18 protein-coding genes, 1 pseudogene and 1 CRISPR repeat array are annotated in these 20,533 nt (G+C 40.0%); of the genes and pseudogenes, 16 read left to right on the top strand and 3 right to left on the bottom strand.

The window, feature by feature from the left end; all coding sequences use genetic code 11:
- Window positions 1–39 precede the first annotated feature (39 nt).
- Window positions 40–729 carry a PEP-CTERM sorting domain-containing protein gene (locus tag ACKTT2_RS41380; protein WP_407897490.1) on the top strand — a complete coding sequence of 230 codons (690 nt, stop codon included), beginning with the start codon at window positions 40–42 and terminating at the stop codon, window positions 727–729.
- Between the two features lie 185 nt (window positions 730–914).
- On the opposite strand, the gene ACKTT2_RS41375 is transcribed toward ACKTT2_RS41380, so the two are convergent.
- Together ACKTT2_RS41375 and ACKTT2_RS41370 are read right to left on the bottom strand one after the other, a co-directional pair.
- Window positions 915–2,405, bottom strand: a complete 1,491-nt coding sequence (locus tag ACKTT2_RS41375; protein WP_407897488.1) for an acyl-CoA synthetase — start codon at window positions 2,403–2,405, stop codon at window positions 915–917.
- 200 nt (window positions 2,406–2,605) lie between these two features.
- Entirely contained in the window at window positions 2,606–2,953 is a 348-nt protein-coding gene (locus ACKTT2_RS41370) for a hypothetical protein (protein ID WP_407897486.1), read from the bottom strand.
- A 209-nt stretch (window positions 2,954–3,162) separates the two neighbouring features.
- On the opposite strand from ACKTT2_RS41370, the gene ACKTT2_RS41365 reads away from it, so the two are divergent.
- The 10 genes and pseudogenes from ACKTT2_RS41365 (at window position 3,163) to ACKTT2_RS41320 (ending at window position 12,143) form a co-directional block, all read left to right on the top strand.
- Window positions 3,163–4,683, top strand: a complete 1,521-nt coding sequence (locus ACKTT2_RS41365; protein ID WP_407897484.1) for a TIGR03985 family CRISPR-associated protein — start codon at window positions 3,163–3,165, stop codon at window positions 4,681–4,683.
- 16 nt (window positions 4,684–4,699) lie between these two features.
- On the top strand, window positions 4,700–5,290 hold the full coding sequence (locus tag ACKTT2_RS41360; protein WP_407897482.1) for an HD domain-containing protein: 591 nt from the start codon (window positions 4,700–4,702) through the stop codon (window positions 5,288–5,290).
- Window positions 5,291–5,572: 282 nt separating this feature from the next.
- On the top strand, window positions 5,573–6,541 hold the full coding sequence (locus tag ACKTT2_RS41355; protein ID WP_407897480.1) for a reverse transcriptase domain-containing protein: 969 nt from the start codon (window positions 5,573–5,575) through the stop codon (window positions 6,539–6,541).
- A 110-nt stretch (window positions 6,542–6,651) separates the two neighbouring features.
- Window positions 6,652–7,770, top strand: a complete 1,119-nt coding sequence (cas1, locus tag ACKTT2_RS41350; protein WP_407897478.1) for a CRISPR-associated endonuclease Cas1 — start codon at window positions 6,652–6,654, stop codon at window positions 7,768–7,770.
- A complete protein-coding gene (gene cas2 / locus ACKTT2_RS41345) occupies window positions 7,771–8,046 on the top strand; it encodes a CRISPR-associated endonuclease Cas2 (protein ID WP_407897476.1) in 276 nt (91 codons plus the stop codon).
- Between the two features lie 217 nt (window positions 8,047–8,263).
- Window positions 8,264–9,539: direct repeats of the CRISPR family, unit length 36 nt; unit sequence CCCCACCGATTGGGTTAATTCGGATTAGTTGGAAAC.
- Window positions 9,540–9,644: 105 nt separating this feature from the next.
- Window positions 9,645–9,794 (top strand): annotated as a pseudogene (locus tag ACKTT2_RS41340) (ATP-binding protein); the annotation flags it as partial.
- A gap of 17 nt (window positions 9,795–9,811) precedes the next feature.
- Window positions 9,812–10,627 carry a HipA-like protein gene (locus ACKTT2_RS41335; RefSeq protein WP_407897474.1) on the top strand — a complete coding sequence of 272 codons (816 nt, stop codon included), beginning with the start codon at window positions 9,812–9,814 and terminating at the stop codon, window positions 10,625–10,627.
- A gap of 366 nt (window positions 10,628–10,993) precedes the next feature.
- Window positions 10,994–11,494 (top strand): hypothetical protein, encoded by a 501-nt coding sequence (locus ACKTT2_RS41330; RefSeq protein WP_407897472.1) that lies wholly within the window; start codon window positions 10,994–10,996, stop codon window positions 11,492–11,494.
- Between the two features lie 108 nt (window positions 11,495–11,602).
- Entirely contained in the window at window positions 11,603–11,821 is a 219-nt protein-coding gene (locus tag ACKTT2_RS41325; protein WP_407897470.1) for a DUF433 domain-containing protein, read from the top strand.
- 1 nt (window position 11,822) lies between these two features.
- A complete protein-coding gene (locus ACKTT2_RS41320; RefSeq protein ID WP_407897468.1) occupies window positions 11,823–12,143 on the top strand; it encodes a DUF5615 family PIN-like protein in 321 nt (106 codons plus the stop codon).
- 349 nt (window positions 12,144–12,492) lie between these two features.
- Here ACKTT2_RS41320 and crn3 read toward each other — a convergent pair whose 3' ends face one another.
- On the bottom strand, window positions 12,493–13,743 hold the full coding sequence (crn3, locus tag ACKTT2_RS41315; protein WP_407897466.1) for a CRISPR-associated ring nuclease Crn3/Csx3: 1,251 nt from the start codon (window positions 13,741–13,743) through the stop codon (window positions 12,493–12,495).
- Window positions 13,744–13,929: 186 nt separating this feature from the next.
- On the opposite strand from crn3, the gene ACKTT2_RS41310 reads away from it, so the two are divergent.
- From ACKTT2_RS41310 to ACKTT2_RS41290, 5 genes are all read left to right on the top strand, one after another.
- A complete protein-coding gene (locus tag ACKTT2_RS41310) occupies window positions 13,930–15,495 on the top strand; it encodes a TIGR03985 family CRISPR-associated protein (RefSeq protein WP_407897463.1) in 1,566 nt (521 codons plus the stop codon).
- A gap of 33 nt (window positions 15,496–15,528) precedes the next feature.
- Entirely contained in the window at window positions 15,529–16,128 is a 600-nt protein-coding gene (locus ACKTT2_RS41305; protein WP_407897615.1) for an HD domain-containing protein, read from the top strand.
- Between the two features lie 67 nt (window positions 16,129–16,195).
- Window positions 16,196–16,897, top strand: a complete 702-nt coding sequence (locus tag ACKTT2_RS41300; protein ID WP_407897461.1) for a CRISPR-associated protein — start codon at window positions 16,196–16,198, stop codon at window positions 16,895–16,897.
- Between the two features lie 44 nt (window positions 16,898–16,941).
- Window positions 16,942–19,314 (top strand): type III-B CRISPR-associated protein Cas10/Cmr2, encoded by a 2,373-nt coding sequence (locus tag ACKTT2_RS41295; protein WP_407897459.1) that lies wholly within the window; start codon window positions 16,942–16,944, stop codon window positions 19,312–19,314.
- A complete protein-coding gene (locus tag ACKTT2_RS41290; protein WP_407897457.1) occupies window positions 19,302–20,486 on the top strand; it encodes a type III-B CRISPR module-associated Cmr3 family protein in 1,185 nt (394 codons plus the stop codon). Before ACKTT2_RS41295 ends, ACKTT2_RS41290 begins: the two co-directional genes overlap by 13 nt.
- Window positions 20,487–20,533: the final 47 nt, after the last annotated feature.

Here is a 20,533-nt window from a genome sequence, read left to right as displayed (position 1 = left end):
CATTATGACACTAAGCATTGCAATCAATAGGAGTTTAAAATGTTGATAAAAACTGTACTCAAATCTTTACTTAAGTCTTCAAAGAAAAAAGTTGTTGCCTTGACTATACTTGGCTTAAGTAATTTCGCTGTTGCGTCCCCTTCTCATGCTGCTGGGATTAGTTTTGACACTTCAGATTGGGACGCTATTGGCGATGTTTCGCAATCATCTTCGCAAGCGCAACTGACCAACGCTTTTGATGCCACCGACGATGGTGGTACAGATCGCCGAGTGAGTGGTAAGAGTGCAGTAGAGACTTTTGACATAGAGACATTTCTTGGTTTTACTCCAGGAACACTCGATACTAATTTTACTGAAGGTTCTGCCATTGCCAGAACTTTTAATAATGTTATGGCAGGAGATGTAATTAGTTTCGACTTAGGGTTCGATACTCTCGATTCTGGCGATCGTGCCTTTGTGGCGATCGACAATCAAATCAGCTATCAGACGACAAATACTTCTTTCCGCCATACTTTTTCAACTCCAGGTAACTTCAAAGTTAGTATTGGTATTCTCGATTTCAATGATTTCACCAACTCATCAAGATTGACAGTGAGAAATGGGAATCTCCAACCAGTCCCTGAACCGTTGACAATTTTAGGTTCAATGACAGCCCTTGGTTTGGGTGTAAGTTTACGTCAGCGTTTTCGCAAAAGTGGTAATGGCTCCCGAACTAAATCACAAGCATAATCAAAGAGACGGTTAAAGGAAACAGGGGAACGGTTGCAGTACCGCAACCGTTTTCTGCTCATTGCCAAATTTTATTTCCGACCAGTGAACTACTTTATTATCTAGAAACTCTCAATAGAGCTTATAATCTCACTTAAAGCGCACGAAACCACACGAAATTTAGCATTAACAAACAAGCCATTTGGTCACTGCTCACTGAAAAGCTGAGCTACTGCTGGCTTAGTCACTTTCCCCATGGCATTACGAGGTAATTCCTCGACTGAGAGAATTTGGGTTGGCACTTTATAGACTGCTAAGCGCTCTTTTGCCCAACTTCTAAAATTTTTCAACGTTAATCCATCGGGCTGTTGCAAGACTAATGCTGCACAGACTCGTTCGCCCCATTCTGGATCTTTAATCCCAACAACTGCACATTCTTGTATATTTGGGTGGGTTCGTAACACTTCTTCAATTTCCAGTGCAGAAACTTTATACCCTCCCGTTTTGATAATATCCACGCTCATCCGTCCTAGAATGCGGTAGTTACCGTTCTCAACTACGGCGAGATCTCCAGTTAAAAACCATCCATCTCGGAAAGCTTTTGCGCTTGCTTCCGGATTTTGCCAGTATTCCAAAAACACCCCAGGTCCTTTGACTTGGATCTCTCCTGGTATCCCCTGTGGAACTATCTCTCCATTTTCATCAACTAATCTGACTTCCACTTGAGGTAACGGCTTCCCCACATATCCCGCATACCGTTGACCGTGTAATGGATTCGATAGTGCCATGCCAATTTCAGTCATGCCATAACGCTCGAGCAGAAAGTGGTTGCTGATGGTTTTCCATTTTTCTAAAACTTGAACTGGTAACGCAGCTGAGCCAGAAACCATCAGGCGCATTTTAGCACAGCCTTCTGACATCATTTTTTGGCGATCGCTTGAAGCGGCTTCCCAAGCAGCAATTAACTTGACATAAATTGTTGGAACTGCCATGAATAGGGTTAAGTCACCTTGAGAAATTCGATCCCAAACAACATTAGCATCAAATTTGCTCAGTATATGGCACTCTGCTCCAGCCCATAAAGCACATGTCAATACGTTAATAATTCCGTGAATGTGATGTAATGGAAGTACGTGTAAAATGCGGTCATCTGATGTCCATTCCCATGCAGCAATCAAGCTAGTCACTTGTGCTATAATGTTGTTATGAGTTGTCACCACACCCTTGGGTTTACCTGTTGTACCGCTCGTGTAGAGAATTAATGCGCGTCTGGTAGTATCGACTTCTGGGAGGTGACCGACATCACATGACAGTATTTCCGATGTCACTATGAATCGTAAATTATGTGCTTCAGCAATGGGGCGCAATACACCCTCAAAATTCGGATGGGCAACGATAATCGATGCTTCTGAATGTATAATAACATACTCTAATTCAGGGCGTGGGTGGGAATTACACAGAGACACAGCTATTCCCCCCGCCCGCCAAATTCCCCACTGAGTCGCTGCATATTGAAACCCAGGCGGAATAAGGAAGGCAACTCGCTGCTCCTGTAAATCTTCTGCATCTTGAAGTAGATTTGTTGCAATTTGACTGGAGGTATACAGCAAATATCGGTAAGTAAATGCTCCTTCAGATGTCGCGATCGCTATTTTTTCATTGTGTTCTTCAGCACGAGTTATCAATGGGAGATTCATAGTTTTACCGTTTTACAGTACTTTTTAGGAAAATAAACCACCTAATTCACTTAATAGTGGTACTAATAGTGAGTGGTACGGGCAAGGACGCCCGTACATAAGATTAGGACGGGCGAGGACGCCCGTACCACAAGAGCATAGTAAAGTTCATTTATAAGAGCATAGTAAGGTTCATTTGTTTGAAAACTGCTGTGAGCTATCTATTGGAGGTTTAGGAGGACACCAAAATCGTTCGGAACGTGCTGTGTAACGAGATCGCATACGTTCAAAGACAGGAGACATATCATGAAGGGGTTATCTGTGTCCTCAACTTCATGAGCAAAGGACAAACCCGTCCACTTGCTGTGGTAAATTCTGTTTGCGTCTGGATTGTAATGGAGGAAGCGAGGGTTCCACATATCATAAAAACGGTTTTCGATGATATCCGCAATATCTGCAATATTGGTCGTGCGCGTCAGATCGAAGGGAAAAGCGGGACCATCATTAGTATGCTGCTTTTTGCGAAGAAGCCCTCGGTAGGTTAACGAACGATAGTCAGGGTTGGGCAACTCATCAAATCAATCAGGGGTATTGCTCATCCTCATATTTTTCAATCAACGCAATCAAAAGTTCAAATAAAGCAGATTCTTCTGCTGTTTAGTTTTGACGATGCGCCAACTCTTCGGCTAGTGCGATCGTCCGCCGAGCTTTTCACCTGGAAATAGCATTTTCCACCTGCTGCTAATCTATAAACATACACCCACAAGCAGCAGATACCATGAAGAGAGAAGTTTTTAACTATCCTCCCAGTGTGGAAATCTTAAAATTGTTAACGCCAGGTTCCTTAAAACAACATTTAGCGAAAGCGGTAAGACTATGGGTTATTTTACGTTCTCTCTACGGAGACGATATTGATGAAGTTAAATTGGATTTAGAAGAAGAATTTACCTTTCTTCAATGGCGCGATTTATTTTTTCTAGATGCAGCAAAACAACATTCACGGGATAAAACTCCCACCTTACATGACGCACAATGTCGCTGTGCTACAAAATTAACTGAGTGGTTGTTTGAATCCAGTCTAACAAGTTTAAGTATCGACGAACATCAATGGTCTCTGTCATTTCAAAAATACTATTCCATTAAACCTGAAGAATTGAAAAGTTTGTTATTGCAGGGTACTATTAAGAATTTTATAGAAAAGAGCCAACAGGACGAAGATTCAGGAACTACTAGCAACAGTCAAAAATCTCAGTGCTTTTCTAAACTTTTATCTGATGGACGTTTATTTGCTGTCACCAGTCGAAATTTAAAAAATAATGATTTTCAATACTTGGTTAATCTGGAATGGTTAAGAAAAGTAAACAACAAAGGAATAGAAAAAGATAAATACTTGAAAGTGGAAAATTTTCCTGATGGTTTTTTAAAGGAACTGAGAGAGATAGAAATAACTTCTAATCATTTTACTAATGAAGAATTATCTGCTTTTAATAATTTATTGTCTCAACCAATTAATGGTGTTCAAAGATTTTTTATTCACGTAGAATATATAGTTCATGCAAAGCGAACTAATGATGTAGAAGTACTACAAGAGCAGTTAAAAGAACTTTGGCAACAAGATAAGATTCCATTGGTTAAATTGACATATCAGAGTGTCAAGCTCTATCAAGAGACCGTCGATTGTATTGTTTATCCAGTCTGCATTTACTATTACCAACGCGCACCTTATCTCTTTGCTTACGGTCAAGTTCCCAAACAAGAAAAGGAAAATAGTTGGAGTGAAATCAATTGGTATGATTATCGTCTTGACCGAATTCTTCAATTAGATGAATTATCAACAGATTTAAGAGACCCGAACATTCCCAAACACTTTATAAATAAATGTCAAGGTCAATATCCACCAACTCCTAACGATATTAAAGGAAAAATGACAGAGGCTTGGGGATTTGATATCTACCAACCACAAAAGTTACTAGTCTTAAGATTTGACCATTATTTTCATGAAAATAACATCAAAGGAACCGAACGGGATGAAATGTTTAGAAGAATTTCCCATCAACAGGTTGAAAAATTAGTGAAATCTTACACTCCTACAGCATCAGTAGAACAAAAATATCTGCTTTCAACCGTACAATCTCGTTCGGAGAAGGATATTTACTGTAGAGTCGATTACCGTCACAAAGATAATAACATTATCATGCGTTTGCGAGCTTGGGGACCGAATGTAGAGGTGATTTTACCTTGGGATTTACGACACCGTATGACAACAGATATCGAAGCTACTTACAAACTTTATAAATAATTGCGATCGCAACACTATGAACTTAAACACCACAGACACATCGAAATTAACCCATCGTTTTGAGCAAGCTTTGGTTTACGCTACCAGACTCCACGCCAAACAAACTAGAAAGGGAAGTAAAGTACCCTATATTAGTCATCTTTTAAGTGTAGCAGCGTTGGTATTGGAAGATGGCGGAGATGAAGATGAAGCTATATCAGCATTATTACACGATGCTGTGGAAGACCAGGGAGGGAAAGCAACCCGCGAAGCCATTCTACATATGTTTGGTGAAAGAGTCATCGAAATAGTTGATGGTTGTACCGATGCAGATACTATACCAAAACAGCTTTGGAAAGAACGCAAAGAGCAGTACATTGAAAAATTGCGTTGTGCTTCAGCTTCAGTTCGCAAAGTAGCGCTAGCAGATAAATTACATAATGCGCGTAGTATCTTAAAAGATTTGGATAGGGAAGGGGAAGCAGTTTGGGAAAAGTTTAAAGGTGGGAAGGAAGGAACGTTATGGTATTACCGCACTCTCGCAGAATTATTTTTAACTACCGATCCTAATTCTTGGTTAGTACGGGAATTAAACCATGTTGTTAGCAAGTTTAACAGTAATCAGTAATCAGTAACCAGTGACCAGTGACCAGTGACCAGTGACCAATGACCAGTGACCAGTGACCAATGACCAGTGACCAGTAATCAGTGACCAGTGACCAGTAATCAGTGACCAGTAATCAGTGACCAGTAATCAGTGACCAATGACCAGTGACCAGTAATCAGTGACCAGTGACCAGTAATCAGTGACCAATGACCAGTGACCAGTGACCAATGACTAGTGACCAGTGACCTAGGAGGTATTTTTAATCCAAAATCTAAAATCTAAAATCCAAAATGGTATAAGCATATGAGTGATATTGCAAGTCAATTTCTTGATATCAAGAATTTTCAACGTGCTTGGGAAAAGGTTGCTGAAAATCGCGGTTGTGCTGGAGTAGATGGAGAAACAATTGGTAACTTTGCTTGTAATCAAACTGTTAATCTTTATCAATTACTCAACGATGTGGCTAACAGTCATTACCACCCTCTTCCTTGCAAGCAGGTGATTATTCCTAAAAAAAATGGCACTCAAAGAGAGTTGAAAATACCTACTGTTCGCGATCGCATCGTACAACAAGCTTTATTGAACGTGCTTTACCCGTTGATGGAGGAGAAGTTTTCACCTGTCAGTTTTGCCTATCGCCCTAATTTATCTTATATCAATGCAGTGGAGAAAATTGCAGATTGGCGAGATATGGGTTATCTTTGGGTGTTGGATGCCGATATCGTTAAATTTTTTGATAACATTGACCATCACAGGTTATTAAAAGAGGTCAGGTTACATATAGATAATCCGGGAATCTTATGTTTGATAAAATCTTGGATATCAGTTGGAGTCTTAACGCAAGAAGGATTAATTTTACCTCAAAAAGGTATACCTCAAGGTGCAGTTATTTCGCCAATCTTGGCTAATATTTATCTCCATGAGTTTGATGAGTTAGTGAGTGCAACTGATTTAAAAATCGTGCGTTATGCCGATGATTTTCTAGTTTTGTCACTCTCTCAAGAGCGAATTATACAGGCTAAATTAGAAATTATCAATCTGCTAGATTCAATGGGCTTGGCGATCAATACTGAGAAAACACAAATTACTAGTTTTCAACGTGGGTTTCGGTTTTTAGGTCATGGTTTTTTAGATAATGCGATTTTCCCTGTAGATGCTAATAAAGTGACGTTGAAGTCGGGGATAGAGGATAAGCAAGATAAAAAACAAAGTAAAAATACTAGTAAGAATACTAGTAAAAAAAAAGCCCTGAAGAATCTCTCTCTCAGATAAATTCTCGTTTTCATACAGAATATCGGAACCCAATTTGGGAAGTTTCACCTTTAGAAAGAGAAGAGAGTCTCTCAGCGATCGCTCCTCGATTGGAGGCTGAGAACGAGACTATGACAGATATTGCGACTTTACATCAACCTTTTCTGGCAGAAATAGAAACAGAATTACCTCCTCAAAGTAAAGAGGATAACAGCCCTTTTCAAAAAAATATTTGGAATCCAAAAATGGCAGCTATTTATCTCATCGAACAAGGGACAAGTATCTATAAAGACTATCAGCGTTTTGTTATTCACGTATCTGATAAACCTAAATTAGAAGTTCCTGTCCGAGAAGTTCAGCAAATTCTTGTTTTTGGTAATATTCAACTATCGACTCCCGTTATTCAAGCTTGCTTGCAAGAACAAATTCCTGTCTTATTTCTTAGTCAAAGCGGTAACTATCACGGTCATTTATGGAGTGAAGAATCAACTCATTTAGATAACCAGCTAATTCAAGTTGAGAGACGCAATGATGATTATTTTCAGTACAGTGTGTCTAAAGCGATCGTCTACGGTAAATTAATGAATTCCAAACAACTCTTGTTGCGACTTAACCGCAAGCGTAAGATAGCAGAAGTAGAAAAAGCTATCTTGGGAATCAGTCAAGATATTGATTCTTTGGATTCAGTAGATAATTTAGATACTTTACGCGGTTATGAAGGTATATCAGCTGCAAGATATTTTCCAGCTTTTGGGAAGTTAATTACTAATCCCAATTTTGAATTTTCTTTGCGTAACCGTCAACCACCTACTGACCCGATAAATTCTTTGTTGAGTTTTGGTTACACCCTTTTGTTTAATAATGTCTTGAGTTTTATTATTGTCGAGGGGCTTTCTCCTTATTTGGGTAATTTTCACTATGGAGAAAGGCAAAAACCCTACCTAGCTTTTGATTTTATGGAGGAAATGAGGTCAGTTATTGTTGATAGCTTGGTTTTAAAGATTATTAATAAATCTTTGCTTAAGCCACAAGATTTTGACATAGTTCCTAGCACTGGAGGAGTCTATTTAAATCAATCAGCAAGAAGAGTCTTTCTCAAACAATTTGAAGTTCGGATGAATGAAGAAACAACTCATCCAGATTTACAATCCGTTGTAACATACCGTCATGCAATTCAATTACAAGTTAGACGATATAAACGAAGTTTATTATCTGGGGTTTTCTATGAACCTTTTTTAAGATCGGTGTAAATGTTAGTGCTTGTAGTGTACGATATTCCTAATGATAAAAGACGTACAAAGTTATCTAACTTCTTAGAAGGATATGGAAGAAGAGTTCAATTTTCCGTGTTTGAATGTTTTTTGAGTTTAGAGGAAATGCGAGAACTTTACGAGAAAGTGAAAAAGTTAGTTAAACCTGTGGAGGATAACGTGCGGTTTTATTGGATCTCCCAGGAAGCTGTGTCTAGGGTATTAACTCTTGGTGGAGAAAGACCTGAACCACCGCCAAAGTATTATGTTATATAGATTTGAGACTTTTTTAGGAGAACTTTCAAATGTCTATCGACGCATCTCCCCAAATCGCTGAAACCCTATATTTTCCGTTGAGATGCGTCGATGCCTTACAGGGACTGGGTTTGAGGTGTGTGTTGCGAGCCATTTTTGGGAGAATGTACTATACTTTTTCTAGATGCGTCGATTTGGCTTCTGAAACCCTTACTGGGTAAGGTCTCCTAGACGAACTCCCCACCGATTGGGTTAATTCGGATTAGTTGGAAACGTTGAGCAGAAGGCTGCTGGATACAGCTACCGAAACCCCACCGATTGGGTTAATTCGGATTAGTTGGAAACGAGTTCAGATAATACTTGCTCTCCGTAAAGTGACAGCCCCACCGATTGGGTTAATTCGGATTAGTTGGAAACATTTTCTCCTTGTCGTAGTCCATTTTTGGACACCCCACCGATTGGGTTAATTCGGATTAGTTGGAAACAAGAAGACCACTAAGCGAAGCGAATAGTGGCGGGTAAGACCCCACCGATTGGGTTAATTCGGATTAGTTGGAAACGGTATTCTTGCCCCATGTACTTCAGCAGAAATACAAGCCCCACCGATTGGGTTAATTCGGATTAGTTGGAAACCTGTATTCTATTGAAGCTACCACATCGGTGCGGTAGCCCTTATAGACCCCACCGATTGGGTTAATTCGGATTAGTTGGAAACGCTTGGGCTTCAATAAGAACCTTTCTTTTTTCTTCCCCACCGATTGGGTTAATTCGGATTAGTTGGAAACTGAATCTCCCACCCCTCAAGTAAGCTTCTATAAAAAACTGAACCCCCACCGATTGGGTTAATTCGGATTAGTTGGAAACGAGCAAATAATTCAAGCATACGAAACACTTTCGTCCCCACCGATTGGGTTAATTCGGATTAGTTGGAAACTTTTTCATCGCCAGCTTCCGCTTTAGACTTATCAGGCCCCACCGATTGGGTTAATTCGGATTAGTTGGAAACCATCCTCTCCCGCCATGCACAGCCAGCACTCGCCGAGAGCCCCACCGATTGGGTTAATTCGGATTAGTTGGAAACGTGTCGGTAGTATTGTTGGACCTGGTGTCATTGCTTCCCCACCGATTGGGTTAATTCGGATTAGTTGGAAACGATCAGACTAGCAGCCGCAACAAATTTATTCAACACCCCACCGATTGGGTTAATTCGGATTAGTTGGAAACTCGGGATCGCTTTCGAGCCCAATTGTTTCCACGCCCCCACCGATTGGGTTAATTCGGATTAGTTGGAAACGGTTTCCTAATGTACTAAGGGTAAGTTCTGGTTTCAAAGTCCCCACCGATTGGGTTAATTCGGATTAGTTGGAAACTATACTTGTTATAGGTAACAAATTTACCGTCACAGCCCCACCGATTGGGTTAATTCGGATTAGTTGGAAACTCTCGGCCAAACGCTAAGAGTCTTTTTTTAAAACCGGCCCCACCGATTGGGTTAATTCGGATTAGTTGGAAACTTAAATTTGATTGCTGCTTCCGCCTTGATTAGTATGACTGAGAGCCGTTACAGATGTTTGCTTAATACTAAGTTCAGGTTGTCTGATTTGAGGGTCATATAGCAATGTAAAATGGATTCCCAAGGAGGATTGACAATTGCGAATCCTATTTACCCCAAGGTAAGACCTCGGGTATTAAAAGTTATAACTATGGCTTCACTGCCGAAAATTGCACCTACTTGGTTAAGCCCAGAAGGTGAGTTAAATACCGATGCCTGCGATATCTTCGATTTATGACTTCCGAATTTCCAATTCTACTTGTCACACACAAAGCTTATGAAGCATCCTCAAATGAAACTCTAGGTAGCAAATATAAGTTTTGGTTTTACCACGAACAACGTGGTCGTTGTCTTTATAAGCAAAGCCGACCAAACCTCGGAGAAGATTGGGCAGAAAAAGTCGCATCAGAGTTATGCTCCTTATTGGGACTTCCCCATGCTGTTTACGAATTAGCTTTAACTTGGTCTGGGGATCGCGGCATAATATCACCCAACTTGTTACCACAAGGGGGGACGCTTGTTCATGGTAACGAACTTCTTGCCTCAATTGTGCCGAATTACCCTGCGTTTGGGACTTATGGCATATCACAACATACAATAGATGTAGTGCTGAGGGTAATAGCAGGCGAATCTGTAAATTTACCCATGAGTTGGACACCGCCCTCTGGCATTCAAAAAGCAGTAGATGTGTTTGTTGGCTATCTTCTGCTAGATGCGTGGATTGGTAACGGAGACCGTCACCATGAAAACTGGGGGATTATCCGAATCAAAACAGCATTGACTTCAGAAGAAACCCAACACCTAGCACCTACTTACGACCATGCTTCAAGTTTAGGACGCGACCTCTCGGACTCTCAAAGACAGAAACGCTCAGTTTCGGCTTACGCAAATAAATGTTTCTCAGCATTTTATGGCAGTGTTGATGATAGAAAAACCCTTAAAACTTTTGATGTGTTCTCACTCGTTGCTCATCGCTATCCCGAAGCCACGTGTGTATGGTTAGCAAAAGAAGTAGAGAATCGGAAAAAATGTCCAAATTCCAATCTCTAGTAGTCAGCCATTGGTAAACAACCCCTGGATCTCTGACTGAGACAAAACCTTTGCTTTCCCGTGGCGGTCAATTTTCACGCTACGTCGTCAAGTTTCCTCCTAGCTTTTTTGGTGTTGGCGCTTGGTACTCATGATTGTGGCGATGGACTACTCCCGCCCGAAGCGATAAGCTTCGCTTAACGGCTTAAGCCGTATCGCGCAAGTATTCCCAGATTTGTTGTATCTCGCGTTGCCGCTGTTCCATTTGCCTACGGAACTCTTGGCGGTCAATGGCGGCTTGCTGTCTATCGGCTGCGGCTTGCGCTCTATAGAATAATACGTATATGACCCACGTGGGATTTTTGGCGTTTTAAAACGCAATAGCATATGAGTTCTACTATGTTGAGTTATATCTACTCAGATACACTGTTTACAGCGACTGAGCTAAACCGTCAACCTGGAAAAGTACTAGACCATGCTTTAGAGCATCCAGTAACAATTACTCGTAACGATGAGCATTTTGCTTTGCTGCGTCGTGAAAAGGTTTCTTCTCTTGCCAAAGCGGCTCAAAATGGTGAATACCTTATCGAGCTTTTAAGTGCGGCTTTTCGTTTACGTTTAGATGAAAAGCTTGGTAGTGAACATCCACATGGCTGGCTGAAAGTATTTGACAAAGATGAGCTTCAAGACTTTATTAATGAGGTAACAGAAGCTTATCGTTCAGCAGTTTTTTCTGAACAAGCTTGGGATGAACTCGAAGCTATTATTCATGAATGGCACGAAAGCGCGTTAGCGATCGCCAATCTTGATCTTGCCCATGCATTCAGTAATAAGGATGAGTATGATGAAATCCCATTAGCCCAACCTTTTACTAAGAAAGCACTCTGATTTCTAAAATGACTGAAATTTCATCAAACGAATCAGAAACCAATAACGTGGAGCCGCCAGAAGTAATGATTAGTTGGAAACTTTCACCAGAACAGAGGTCAAAGATTTATGCTTAAAGATTCCTCAATTATTAACGTATCCCCTGAAATTATGGGCGGCACCCCAGTTTTTGCTGGTACTAGGGTTCCTGTGCAAACACTTCTAGATTATCTCAAAGCAGGAGAATCGATAGACGATTTTTTAGATGGATTTCCAACTGTAACCAGAGAGCAAGTTATTGCCTTGCTGGAAGAGGCAGAAAAACAGCTGATTGGCGTAGTGGCATAGCATGAAGCTCCTTTTAGATGAGTGTATTGACCGCAAATTGGCAAGGGAATTTGTTGGTTATGAAGTGAAAACAGTTCCGCAGATGGGGTGGGCTGGAATTAAGAATGGTCAACTTCTTGCGCTTGCACAAACAGAGTTTGATGTTTTCATCACAGTCGATCGCAATTTATCATTCCAGCAGAATCTACCACAATTCAATATCACTGTGATTGTTTTACAGGCATCCTCTAACCGATTGGCAGATCTGAAGCCTTTAGTACCTAAAGTTTTGGCTATCTTACCCACTTTAGCAAAAGGACAAGCCACAGTAGTTAGTGCGTAGCCATATTAACCGAATGATTTGACCACCTGTGTTGACGATCGCTTAACTACAACCATTTTTTGCCGCTTTAGCGGCATAGTCCAATTTTCCAACCTTGTCACTTACAAGTGACAGCATAGACAAACTAGCATCCGCACCTTTAAGTGTAAAACTTTGTATGAGAACAAAAAAGCCTTTAAAAATCAGCCTACTTTCTCTGGATTCACCGGAACGCACTGTCTCAGCTATACAGGCAAAACCCACATAGGTGGGTTTTAGAACCTTGATTTTTTGTGAGTCCGCACAGGCGGACTTTGCCTGTATAGTAGCGAATTATATTTCGCCCATGACTTTTCAAAGTTTAATTAACTTAACCGAACCTAATTGGCTCAACTCCAATCAATTTCATCACCTCTTTCAATAAGATATCTGGAATAGTTACGGGTTGCTTGTAATTCCAAGGACCTGCAACAATTTCTAAGTAGGGTTTTCCGTTCGTAACTACTTCTAGCTTTTGCTCTTCAACACTATGAATCACCGCTAAAGGACTCAATTGCTTTTGAGTTTCAATTTCTGGTGTCTGAAAGAACTTATGCCATTCTTCTACAGCCTCTAGAGAATTACTAATGATGATATAGTGAGTACAACTACTCAACAACAATTTATCGGCTTCTCCTGGCTTACCACCAAAATCCACTAACACCAAATCTGTATATTTGCGAATTTCCTTGATACCTTCAGCGTGCTGAGAGAAATATTTTTCTGAATTTTTAGGTGGTTTTCCGCGCTCGGCAATCTCTGATAGCTTTTCCGCTAGAGTTGAGTTGGTAGGCATTATCTCGGAAAACCAATCTCCTTCCCCATCCCATGCTACTCGGTGTAAATAAACCTTGTTGTTCCAACCACTATTAACTAAGGTTTTTTTTAAGGTATAAGCTAGAACGCTTTTACCACTATTAGGGGGACCACCAAACAGAATAGCAGGACAAGGTGCTTTCGGTACTAACTTAAATTTGTCACCAGATACAAATTGTGAACATTGACTAACAACGATGACTGCTTCAGTAGTTTTCATGTTGTAGCAAGCTACCCATTGAGCTTGTTGACAACGAACTACTAAATGAGCATATAACCATACTGGGGCTTGTCCCCATAAAACGATCTCTTTGTTCCAGTCCAAATCGCTAGGAAGTGACAGTGAATTTAAAGCTTGAGGGGAAATATTATCAGCATGAATTGCTAGACTTTGATAGCGATCGTCTTCAATCGTAACTATTTCATCGATTTCTAACTTTATCTCACCATTGAGCAAATTCTCTTTAGTAGAGCCTTTAACTTGTCCCACCTCCACTGTTGGTGTATTACTATGCACGACTACTGATCCTTCAAGCTGAGGGTAATAGCACCCAACCCAAGCAGCATTTTGGCATCGATAAGTTAAGTAGCTGTAGAGCCAGTTGGGAGCCTTGCCATCAATTACCACTCCATAATTAAAGTTTATCCCTTCTGGTAACTCTAACTCTCTAAGGAATTCTGCTACAAAATGGCAGTCACCAGGAATTTGAATCTTTTGGTAAGGCTGCCACTGTACATCGTACTCGCAAATCAGCTTAAGTGTCATTGCTTAGTTCCTTTAAGTTACGTGTGCTGTAAAACACGGTTTCTTCGTGGTATTTAATTAGTAAACAGACGATTTTTGGTAGAAACCGGGCAATTGCGTAATTTCATACTGAAACGATACTAAGACAGTGGAATAGCGCTCTTCCAGCACCAGTGATAATACATATATTGAATAGAGATAAGGTTTATGCCTGCATATACTCAACGTTTTGATTATCCTCCGACTGTAGAACTATTAAGGAGTTTTTTAACCCCTAAAGCAGTCTTATCAGAAGAAAAGGCTTTTAAGAAGGCGTGGCGAATATATATGTATCTGAGAACTATATATGGTGATGGTATTAGTTTGGGACATGGTAAATACATTAACTCGCCCTTAATCGAGGAAGACACAAGTTATGAGTTTAGTTTTTTTGAATGGTTGAGTGATTTGGAAATTTGCCTTCAGAGTCAGGTTCCACATTCTTATAAGTTTAAGATAAACAAAGAGCTAGGAAAACCAACAGAGAAATTTAAAAAACGAGATAGCGCACTAGTAAATCTTGATTTACTTGTACAAATTACTAGTGAAGATTTGTGGTTTCATCTTCTTGATAGTCAAGACAAACGAGAGAAGTGGAGTGTTGATTTTCAATATCACTATAAAGTTACAGAGCAAAAAATCAATGAATTGTTGAAGCTTCATCCCTTTGATAGTCAAGGCTCTGATTTCACCAATCGTACCCGTCCCTATCGGTTAGACTTCCAAATTAGTCTAGCTAAAGCTCAAGAAACTCACTGGCTTCAACCTGTTTATAAATATAATCAAAATGGGGATTTAGTTTCTACAGGTAGTTACCTTAAAGTAGAATCTTGGTTTAAGCTAATTCCTCATTTATCACAGCAAGACGATAGTCAAGAATACACGAGCGAAGTCAATGCTGAATATATTCCCAATGAAGAACTAGCGGATTTTATTACTAGATTTGCTAAGAATAGTAATAAAAGACTATTATTTGCAGCAGAATTTATCATGTCGGCAAGACTTGAAAGACAAAAATATAATAAAATTATAAACAGTTTAGAATTAAATTGGTCTAATCCTGACGATATCAAGCCTTTAAAGTTAACTTACAAAAAATTCAAAACCTCTCCGCCAATAATAAATATCGTTTATCCTGTAATATTTTACTACATAAAACGCGGTCCTTACCTCTACGCCATTCATCCAACAGAGCTAGAAGGGGAAAGATATCACTGGTATGGTTATCGGTTAGATCGGATTCTTGATGTTGAAATATTAGATTGGAATAATGAGCAGATTCCAGAAAAGTTACTCGAACTCAAGGATGAAGAAGAACTTCCTACTCCCGAAGAAGTAGAGTTCTCTCTAGATACAGATACTTTGGGTTATGCCTTCTGGAAGCCTCAAAAAATGATGTTTGTAAGATTTGAACGAATTCATTACATCAAGTATATCCAGGATACTTCGCGTCAAGAAGTGTTCCAAGAGATTAATATAGAAAATTTTCATGAAATTGATGGATTAGAGCAATTCTTCAATGAAAAAGAGATACATCTAATATTAAAGTCTTTGCAGAAACAGATGAACGAAAACTATGTATTTTGCATTGCTAAATTCTACGAAGAAGATATTGATGTTTTTCTGCGTATATTAACTTGGGGGAAAAATGTTAAAGTTATCTTACCTATTGAGTTGAAAGAAAAGATTTTTCACGAGATTGAATCGACTCTTAAGGTTTATCAAGAAAACTAGAGAATGGATGCAGATAAAAGATAGGCTAGAGGTATAAATTTGAATTACACAGATGAAGCAAAGCTAACAACTCGTTTTGAAGAAGCATTAGTGTATGCGGCTCAACTTCACGCTCAACAAATAAGAAAAATTACTGGTGTTCCTTACATTAGTCATTTGCTCAGTGTCGCTGCGCTGGTAATAGAAGATGGGGGGAGTGAAGATGAAGCGATCGCCGCCCTACTACATGATGCTATAGAAGATCGAGGCGGGGCAAAAACAGGTGAAGTTATTCGGCAAAAGTTTGGAGACAAGGTAGCAGATATTGTTGAAAGTTGCACGGAATCAGATATTGTACCTAAACCCCCTTGGCAAGAATGCAAACAAAAATATCTTGAGAATATCCGTAACAGTTCACCTGAAGTACTCAGGGTAGCACTTGCTGATAAGTTACATAACGCACGCTCTAATTTATTTGAATGGTATACTTACGGGGAAAAAGCTTGGAATAAAGAACAGCGCGAAAGAACGCTTTGGTTTTATCGCTCAGTTATAGAAGTAGCACAACTACTGGGAGTTTCTAGTTTTCTGCTAGAGGAATTAGAACGAGTCGTCAAGCAATTAGAAGCTTTTTCAGAAAATATATCCGGATAAATGCTGATGCTTTAAGTAATATATTATAGTCTCACTCCAAATAGTACTGCTGTCACATCAAAAGGCTATGCGAAACAACTTTGCTCAAACAGCCAAAATATTTTTTAACCCTGAAACCCTAATTCCTTTCTTTATCGGCAGTATTTTTCTATCCGTTTTGGGTAATGCTATCACCCAAATATTGGGTAATTTATTTGGCAATACCACGAAAGCCGCCTTAGGGATTATTCTAGGATCTATATTGATTCTGATCTTCTCAGTATGGTTGGTAACGAAATCATTAACCAAAGTGCGATCGCCTGAAATCGATTTAGGCAAGTTGCCTCCCGATCAACACAAAGGACTGATTTTATTAGTTAGCCGAGAAGAACCTTGTCGAAAAGCAATAGAATATCATTTCTCACTAGAGCATTGTTGGTTAATTTGTTCTTCCCAAACCCTTGACTTAGCAAAAAAGTTAAAACAGGATTTTTCCAAGTTAAAACAGGATTTTCCCAAGCTAACGATTCCAGAACCAATAATTATCAACGATATCTACGATCCTCTAGAGTTCTATCAAGAAGTTAGGAAAATCTACAAATATCTACCCCAGGGATGGATGGTAGAGGATGTAATCGCAGATTTTACAGGAATGACAGCTCAGGCTAGTGTGGGAATGGTAATTGCTTCTTTACTTGAACAAAGTTCATTACAATATACGCCAGCCGAGTTAAAAGATGGAAAACCCACAGGACGTTCTCTAAAGCCGATTAAAATTGCTTTTAAGTAGCAGTTTCGCAAACGAACAAGCTAATTATAGCGGTTCTCACTTGGATGCAATACATCAAAGAGTTATGGAACCGCAGATGCACGCAGATACACGCGGATAAAACTGTACCTTATTCGGATGAGAACCGCTATAAATTCTTAATCGTTGTACTTTCCTCTACCCAATTGAATGACTCCATATTAGCTACACCCTTCAGGGCAGTGGAAGACCCTATTTCCATAGTCGGTGTATTATGCCAGCAGTTTCTTCAAAATATTGATACCAGTTACATGAATCAACCCTGCTATACCGCAATTACCTTTGCCCCAGTGCAAGGCTTTATCGAAAAGTCCCGCAAACTCCGAGATTTGTATGGAAGTTCGTTTATCCTGTCATACCTAGCTAGAGCCATTTGTAATGAAGCCAGATGTCAGGGACTTTGGGTAGTTTCACCAGCCTCAATCAACGTTACTCAAGGAACGCCCAACATAATTATTATTGAAGGGGATTTTTCTTTTCAATGTGCTAGCGACGCTTTTAATCAAGCTTGGAGTGGAATTACCCAAACCTGTCGAGATTGGATTGAACAACAGCTTAAGTACAAATGGGTTGAAGAAAAAGGTAAGTACACACAAACGCAATACGAGTGGAAATATTGCTGGCGGCGAGAGTGGAATTTGTGGACAAACTACGCCTGGGAATTTTTTTGGGGACAAGGTGAAACGATCGCCGCAGCTAGAGAACAGGTTAACGAAGTCAAGCGCTCGCGCAACTGGACTGCGATCAACTGGACTGGGGAAAGTTCAACTCTATCAGGAGCGGATGGTATAGCTATACCCAGTTTGGGTACTAACAATCCAAAAACCTGGGATTACCAAACACAAAAAACAGAAATCAGGGATTTTTACAAACAACTAAGTTATGCAGTTGGAGAAACTTTTATTGAGTTTATAAAGCAAAAATTAGATAATGAACCTACAGCACGTCCAACGTTAGTAGAGAGATATGGTGAAGGTTTTGTCCAATTTCTTGAAAATAAACTTCCTAGACCAAGTTTAGAAGAATACCAAGAATTGATGGCAGAATATGGGGAATCTATTATTGATAGCACTGAAGAATTGAGCATTCCAGAACTGATTAAACGCTTAATTACTTTGGAGGCGATCGCTACTCCTATCGGGATTCCTACTCAAGAAGTTCCCGAAACATATCGCGATTTAAACCGACTCAACAAAAAGAAAAAGCAGAGCAAAATCGAGCCTGATAATCGTTGGACAGGTTGGTTTAAAGGTGATGGTGACAAAGCTGGAGAATATCTTCAATACTTAGCCAGCATTGCTTGGTGCATTGGATTAACGATGTTTGCTGACTGTCTGCAATTGATTCTTAAATACAAATACGCCAGCATAGCAGCTTTAATTGTGGAAGCTAAGTTACTCAACAAATTCAGTTATGCAATGCTGGATTGGGGTGAAAAAAACTTGAAACCTAGTTTGGATCATACGGGTAAAGGTAGAATTATTTACGCAGGTGGGGATGATTTATTGGGTGTATTCTATCGCACTCCTCCTGAAACAAAGTTTTTGATTAGATTGGTAAAATATTTAAGTAATATGTTAGTAACATACCAAGATAACTTAAAGAATGAAATAGATGAATTTAACAAAGAATTTAATTGGAAAGGTTTACACAAAGATGTTAAAATTTCTGACAATCTCAAACAGGGATTTGCTAAAATAATAAACGAACATCAAAACGATCGAGAATTAAAAGAAAACGATCGAGAATTAAAAGCAGCACTGGCAGAAGCTGGACTTAATCTAAAAGAAGCCGAAAACCTCTTCCAAGAACCTGTACTCAAGCCTCAAGAATGCTTAGATTGGTTTTATGAATTCAATTCGGAAAAGACTGATACTTTATGGAAACAGCACAAACAACCAATTACTGTTAGTGTGGGATTTGTTTGGGCTGCACCGAATGTCCCGCAACGAGATGTATTGCAACATTGTCGAGAAGCAGAGAAAAATGCAAAGAGTCAAGGACGCGATCGCCTAGCTATCCGTATCCTCTTCAACAGTGGTAACCATATAGAATGGGTGTGTCCTTGGTGGTTTTTGCAGGATGTTTTGCAGGGATATCGCGATCGCGACGGTAAGAAAAATAGTCAGGCAAACTGGGGACACATCTATGAAGATGTCGCTGTACTAGAGTCCCGTCACGCTTTTGAGGGAGGACAAATCGATGTGGCATTAGCTTTATTTGAGGTTTATTTTGGTAAAACTAACCGAGATATCCTCTGGAAACATCGCTGGGATTGTGATTGTCGAAAAGGAATTTTAGGCAACAAACCTCAAAACCAGTTATCAGATAACAACAAAGCCTTGAATCAGTGGATTATCAATTTAGCTAAGGTAGGATTTCACCTATGTCAGCAGTAAAAATAAGCTCAGAAAATCCCTCTGCCTCAAATACTCAATTCCCCTTCCAATATCTAATTGTTATTGAACCATTAGGATTTCTCTACGGTAGTGCAGGGCGATTTTTGTCACCAGAAAACTTAGTAGGGCGTAGTGGTACGAGTTTTCCTCCGAGCGCGGCTACTTTGTCTGGGTTATTTGCTGCTACCTATGCCGAGGAAGTAACTGACAAAAAAAAGCTGAAAGAAAAACTAGCTCCATTCCAATTTGCTGGTCCCTTTTGGGCTTGGAGTAAATCACCGCAAAACTTCTTTGTTCCTACCCCGTTTAACTGCTTAGTTGAAATGAACCCTCCTACAGATAGTGAGGAAGTTAGACGGGGTAAAGTCAAACAAAAATTGTTTTGGCATAGTTATAAAAAACAATGGCTTAACCAGTCTAATCAATCTCCATCAGGTAAATACACTAAAGGTACGTGGATGAGTATCAAAGATTGGGAAAAGATAGCGCTTTGTGGCTGGAAATATCCAGTATGTCTAGCAGATCGAGAGGGGCTTGCTGACTGGATTCAAGTTTATGCTGAGCCTTGGAAATCGATTTCTCACTTGCATCCTCAACTTAGAGAAGATGAACGGCGCGTCAAGATAGAAACACTGGAAGATGGTAGCGAAAGGGGTGGCTTATTTCTGGAAAACGCCATGCAACTAAACCCTGATACTTGTTTAATTTACCTGTCCAATATGAAAATTGAACCAGGTTGGTATCGCTTTGGTGGTGAAGGACATTTGGTAGAAGTGCAATGTCTGGGACTTGACGAATCTACTCAAAACCTCCTCAAGGAGCCTGTGAGCAAGAGTTTTGCCTTGATTACTCCAGCAGTTTGGGGTTCAAATCGACTATCAACTCGCTTTCCCATGGTGTTGGAATGCGATCGTCCCCAGCAAAAAGTTTGGGAAATAGAAACTCTGCTAACTGAACGTCCCAGCCCTTTTCGCTATCGGATGGGAGGTGACGGGAAAACTAAACGGCTGTCGCGGGGACGGTATGCAGTTCCCGCAGGAACTGTGTATGTTCTCAAAACAGATCTCAAACAGGCTTGGCAAGATTGGGATAATAGTTGGTTTCCTGAAGAAGGCTGTTCTTTCAAGCGCTGGGGATGTGGCTTAGCATTGCCATTGAATACAGAAATCTAGTAATGTTTATTTAACTAAAGGTAAGCTCTGCATAGTGGGAAGAAGTC

The organism is Scytonema hankhaensis NUACC26 (genome assembly GCF_045865695.1).
Taxonomy (GTDB): domain Bacteria; phylum Cyanobacteriota; class Cyanobacteriia; order Cyanobacteriales; family Nostocaceae; genus Scytonema.
Note: the sequence above shows the minus strand (reverse complement) of the source record. Positions and strands in the feature narration are given on the sequence as shown.